Genomic DNA, 5,072 nt, shown 5'->3' with positions numbered 1-5,072 from the left:
CCGATGAGGAGGTGCTGCGGCGGGTGGGCGCGCATCTGGGCACGCTGGCCTGTCGCGATCTGAAGACGCGCTGCCACGACGGCCCCGGGCACGACGCGAAGACGTGGGCGGTGCGCAAGCGGGAGCTGACGCCGTTGTCGTCGGCCCGGTGGGCGGGTGCGATCACGAAGGCGACGCATGAGCAGTGGGCGCTGGCCCGCCGCGGTGCGCTCGCCCACCTGCAGTCCCTGGAAGCCGGTATCCGGACCCTGCGGCACCGGCTGGCGCTGCCGCTCGGCCAGAAGGGCGGCAAGCGGGCGCCGGGCGGGTACCGCAGTCGGCGGGAGTGGCACGCCAAATCCCGTCGGCTGCAGGTGCTGGAGGACCGGCTGGCGCGGGAACGCGCCGACTGGACGGCCGGGAGGGTGCACGTGGTGCGCGGCGGCAAGCGCCTGGCCCGTACCCGGCACCAGCTGCCTGCCGCACGGCTCACCCAGGCCCAGTGGCGCGAACGCTGGGAAGCCGCCCGCTGGTTCCTGCAAGCGGACGGGGAGAGCGGGAAACGCTACGGGAACGAAACCATCCGCATCAGCCCGAACGGAGAGGTCAGCCTCCGGCTCCCCGCCCCGCTGTCGAATCTGGCGAACGCTCCGCACGGCCGGTACGTGCTCACCGGCCGGATCCGGTTCGCGCACCGGGGGCCGGAGTGGGCCGACCGGGTGGCCGTCAACCGGGCGATCGCCTACCGCATCCACCACGATGTGGCCCGCACGCGCTGGTATGTGACCGCCTCCTGGCAGAAACCCGTCACGCGCACGGTTCCCCTGGCGGCGGCGCTGGCCGACGGGGTGATCGGGGTGGACATGAACGCCGACCACCTGGCCGCCTGGCGCCTGGACGTGCACGGCAACCCGACCGGGAATCCGCGCCGCTTCTGCTACGACCTGACCGGCACCGCCGGCCACCGCGACGCCCAGCTCCGCCACGCCCTGACCCGGCTCCTGCACTGGGCCCGCACCTGCGGGGTGCGGGCGATCGCGGTGGAGGACCTGGACTTCATCGCCGAGAAGACCCGCGAGAAACACGGAGGCAGGAAACGCTTCCGGCAGCTGATTGCCGGCCTGCCCACCGGACGGCTCCGCGCCCGCCTCGTCTCGATGGCCGACGCGATGGGCCTCACCGTCGTCGCCGTGGACCCGGCCTACACCTCGAAGTGGGGCGCCCAGCACTGGCAGAAGCCCCTGACCAGCACCACCCGCAAGACCACCCGCCACGACGCAGCCGCCGTGGCGATCGCACGACGCGCCCAGGGGTATCCGATCCGGCGTCGGACGACACCGCCCCGCACCCACCAGAGCGATGGATGCGGGCATCGGACCGTCCAGGCCGGACCGGATGCCCCCGGGCGTGAGGGACCCCGCCGCCGCCTTCCCGGATCACGGACACGATCCGTGCCGCCGGACGCGGAACGAACGCGGGCGACCAGGACACCCACCACCGTTCGGGGCGTCCGCAGTGAGCGGGAGTGGGTCCAGGACTCACTCCTGCTCACTGACTAGGAACGGTCGTGGGCTACGGAAGCGCGTGGACGCGGAGTGCAGCGGGTGTCATGATCACGGCGGCGTCCGGTGCGGGTCCGGCGCGCAAGGAGGGGGAACCGTGCTGCTCTATATCACCATCCTTTCTGTGGCGGTGGCGTTACTCATGGCCGCTTCGGGCGTAGCGGCGATTACCCGGGGCTGGGTTCTCCCGGTGAACCGGCGTCCGGTTCACCGCGTTCGCCTCTACGGCTGGGGCCAGTTGGTGGCTGCCTTCAGCCTGTGCTGGCAGGTGGTCTTCTGGGTGGTGATCAGCGACATCGGCACCCGGCAGTGGGGGACCTTGACAGGAAGCGGGCTTCTGCTGGCCGGCCTCATCACGATGATGGTGAGCCACCGCCCGGGCGGTGATCGACAGGGCAGCGGCACGCCCTAGCCCTGGAAATGATTGCGCTTGATCACGGCCTTGTGGATGTTCACGGTGGCGCCGCTCTTGTGGACGCCGGTGCCGAGGATCTGTAGGGCGATGCAGCCGCCGAAGATGACGGCGGCCAGGGTGATGAGCCGGGTGGTGAACGCGGTCAGTCCAGCTAGACCCACGTATCCAGCCACATCCGGGCCCGCCAGTCGTCGATCGGGATGGCGGTGCCGGTGTAGATGGGCCAGAAGTAGATGAAGTTCCAGGCGATCAGGAGGGTCAGGACGCCCGCTGCCGTGGCGCCCGCCACGCGGCGGGTTTCGCCGGCGCGGGGTGGGCCGATGAGCGCGCCGAGGAGCATCGCCACCGCCAGGCACAGGAAGGGGAGGAAGACGACGGAGTAGAAGTAGAAGATCGTGCGCTCCTGGTAGAAGAACCAGGGCAGGTAGCCGGCCGCGATGCCGCAGGCGATGGCGCCCGCCCGCCAGTCGCGGCGGAAGAACCAGCGCCACAGGACGTAGAGGAGCGCGAAGCAGCCCACCCACCACAGCAGGGGCGTGCCCAGGGCCAGCACCTCGCGGGCGCACTTCTCGGCCACGTCGGCCGGGCAGCCGTCCGTGCCGGGTGCCGGGGAGTCGTAGTCGAACGAGACCGGGCGGCCCGCGACGATCCAGCTCCACGGGTTGGACTCGTAGGTGTGGGGCGAGGACAGGCCGACGTGGAACTCGTACACCTGGTTCTCGTAGTGCCAGAAGCTGCGCCACCAGTCGGGGAACAGCCACGACCAGGCGCTGTCCTTGCCGTCGGTCACGGCCCAGTCCCGGTAGTAGCCGCCGCTGCCGTCGTCCGGGGAGAGGAACCAGCCGATCCAGGAGGCGAGGTACGTCGCCATGGCGACCGGCACCGTGGACAGGAACGCCCAGCCCAGGTCGCGCTTCACCACGGCCCGGACGGGACTGCGGGCACCGGCGGTCCGGCGGGAGCCGACGTCCCACAGCACCGCCATCACGCAGAACGCGGCCATGATGTAGAGGCCGTTCCACTTCGTGGCGAACGCCAGGCCCAGCATCAGTCCCGCCGCCAGCCGCCACGGCCGCAGGCCCAGCCGCGCGGTCTCGGCGATGTGCGCGTCCGGCAGGGTCCTGCCGTCGGTGCCCACGGGCAGCGCGGCCGCGAGCTTCTCCCGCGCCCGGTCCCGGTCGACGACCAGACAGCCGAAGGCCGCCACCACGAAGAACATCAGCACCCCGTCGAGCAGCGCGGTGCGGCTCATCACGAAGTGCAGGCCGTCCACGGCCATCAGCGCGCCCGCCAGGCAGCCGAGGAACGTCGAGCGGAACAGGCGCCGGCCGATCCGGCACAGCATCAGGACCGAGAGCGTGCCCAGCAGGGCCGTCATGAAGCGCCAGCCGAACGGGTCGAACCCGAACATCAGCTCGCCCAGCCCGATGACGTACTTCCCGACCGGCGGATGCACCACGTACGCCGCTTCGGTCGGGACGGAGACGTCACCGCCGGAGGAGAGGATCAGCTTGTCCGCGGCCTTGTCCCAGTTGACCTCGAAGCCGCGCTGGACCAGCGCCCACGCGTCCTTCGCGTAGTACGTCTCGTCGAATATCACCTTCCTGGGGCTGCCCAGGTTCCAGAAGCGCAGCACCCCCGCCAGCAGCGTGACCAGCAGTGGACCGCCCCAGCCCGACCAGCGCGTGATCCGCTCGCCGAGCGTCGGCGGCACCCCGAGAGCCGTCCACAGTCTGCCGGCCGGCTTCGTGTACGGCGGGACCAAGCGGTCGCGGACGTCGCCCCCGGGCCTCGCCGTGTAGCCGAAACGGCGGAGCCGCTGCTGCCACGACGGTTGCTGGTCCTGCGGCGGCTGTTCCTGCCGGGTGTCCGTGGAGGACGCGGTACTCGTCACCGCGCCATCGTAGGGAATGGCTCTGTGGGAGTCCCGTGCATGGGAGGTATGGGCCCGGTATGCCCCGGGTACGCCCGGCTCCGCCGCACCGGGTGCGGGCCGGGCACGAGGTCGGGGCAGGCGCGGGCGCGGGCCGTCCTCGCGGGGGTCCGGGTGCTGGGAGGATGAGGAGGTGACCGGAATCCTCGTACTCGCAGGCACCCCCATCGGCGACGTCTCCGACGCCCCGCCCCGGCTCGCCGAGGAGCTGGCCGGCGCCGACGTCGTCGCCGCCGAGGACACCCGGCGGCTGCGGCGGCTGACCCAGGCGCTCGGCGTCACCCCCAAGGGCCGGGTGGTCTCCTACTTCGAGGGCAACGAGTCCGCCCGTACGCCTGAACTGGTCGAGGAGCTGGCGGGCGGCGCCCGCGTGCTGCTGGTGACGGACGCCGGGATGCCCTCCGTGTCCGACCCCGGGTACCGGCTGGTCGCCGCCGCCGTCGAGCGGGACATCAAGGTCACCGCCGTGCCCGGACCGTCCGCCGTGCTCACCGCGCTCGCCCTGTCCGGGCTCCCCGTCGACCGGTTCTGCTTCGAGGGGTTCCTGCCCCGCAAGGCCGGGGAGCGGCTGGGGCGGCTGCGGGAGGTCGTCGGGGAGCGGCGCACCCTCGTCTACTTCGAGTCCCCGCACCGGCTCGACGCCACACTCGCCGCGATGGCCGAGATCTTCGGCGCCGGGCGCCGCGCCGCCGTCTGCCGCGAGCTGACCAAGACGTACGAGGAGGTCAGGCGCGGCCCGCTGGCCGAGCTGGCCGCATGGGCGGCCGAGGGCGTACGCGGCGAGATCACCGTCGTCGTCGAAGGCGCCCCGGACCACGGGCCCGAGGAAGTGGACGCCGCCGAGCTGGTACGCCGGGTACGGGTGCGTGAGGAGGCGGGGGAGCGGCGCAAGGAGGCCATCGCGGCGGTCGCCGTGGAGGCGGGGGTGCCCAAGCGGGAGGTCTTCGACGCCGTGGTGGCGGCGAAGCGCTCCGAGGGGTGAACAAGCGCTCCGCGGGGTCGGCCGGATTCGGGGAGCGCCGTGGGGGAGCGGTCCGTCGCGGGACGGCGGTGGGTGGTGGGCAGCGGGCGGTGGGCCGGGCGCGCCCGCGCTGCGGAGCCGCAGACCGGGGGGATCGGTACGGTCCCGCGCCCCTCGGGCGCGGACGGCGCGTCCACGGCCTTCCGTAGGATCGGGGCATGC

5 protein-coding genes are annotated in these 5,072 nt (G+C 72.4%); 3 read left to right on the top strand and 2 right to left on the bottom strand.

The genetic code is table 11. The features are described from left to right. Together AOK11_RS27945 and AOK11_RS27940 are read left to right on the top strand one after the other, a co-directional pair. Positions 1-1,538 (top strand): IS200/IS605 family element transposase accessory protein TnpB (locus AOK11_RS27945; RefSeq protein WP_055596496.1); only part of this gene is annotated, 1,538 nt, incomplete at its 5' end. 100 nt (positions 1,539-1,638) lie between these two features. Beyond that, on the top strand, positions 1,639-1,953 hold the full coding sequence (locus AOK11_RS27940; RefSeq protein ID WP_055596495.1) for a hypothetical protein: 315 nt from the start codon (positions 1,639-1,641) through the stop codon (positions 1,951-1,953). Here AOK11_RS27940 and AOK11_RS43025 read toward each other — a convergent pair. Then, positions 1,950-2,117 carry a hypothetical protein gene (locus AOK11_RS43025; RefSeq protein WP_157869460.1) on the bottom strand — a complete coding sequence of 56 codons (168 nt, stop codon included), beginning with the start codon at positions 2,115-2,117 and terminating at the stop codon, positions 1,950-1,952. The two genes, AOK11_RS27940 and AOK11_RS43025, sit on opposite strands and share 4 nt — an antisense overlap. Next, positions 2,108-3,850, bottom strand: a complete 1,743-nt coding sequence (locus AOK11_RS27935) for a dolichyl-phosphate-mannose--protein mannosyltransferase (RefSeq protein ID WP_055596494.1) — start codon at positions 3,848-3,850, stop codon at positions 2,108-2,110. Before AOK11_RS27935 ends, AOK11_RS43025 begins: the two co-directional genes overlap by 10 nt. Before the next feature lie 172 nt (positions 3,851-4,022). Here AOK11_RS27935 and rsmI point away from each other — a divergent pair, with 172 nt between their 5' ends. After that, a complete protein-coding gene (gene rsmI / locus AOK11_RS27930; RefSeq protein ID WP_055596493.1) occupies positions 4,023-4,871 on the top strand; it encodes a 16S rRNA (cytidine(1402)-2'-O)-methyltransferase in 849 nt (282 codons plus the stop codon). Positions 4,872-5,072: the final 201 nt, after the last annotated feature.

This window comes from Streptomyces hirsutus (genome assembly GCF_001418415.1).
Taxonomy (GTDB): Bacteria; Actinomycetota; Actinomycetes; order Streptomycetales; family Streptomycetaceae; genus Streptomyces; species Streptomyces hirsutus.
This window is presented reverse-complemented; position numbering and strand designations above follow the sequence as displayed.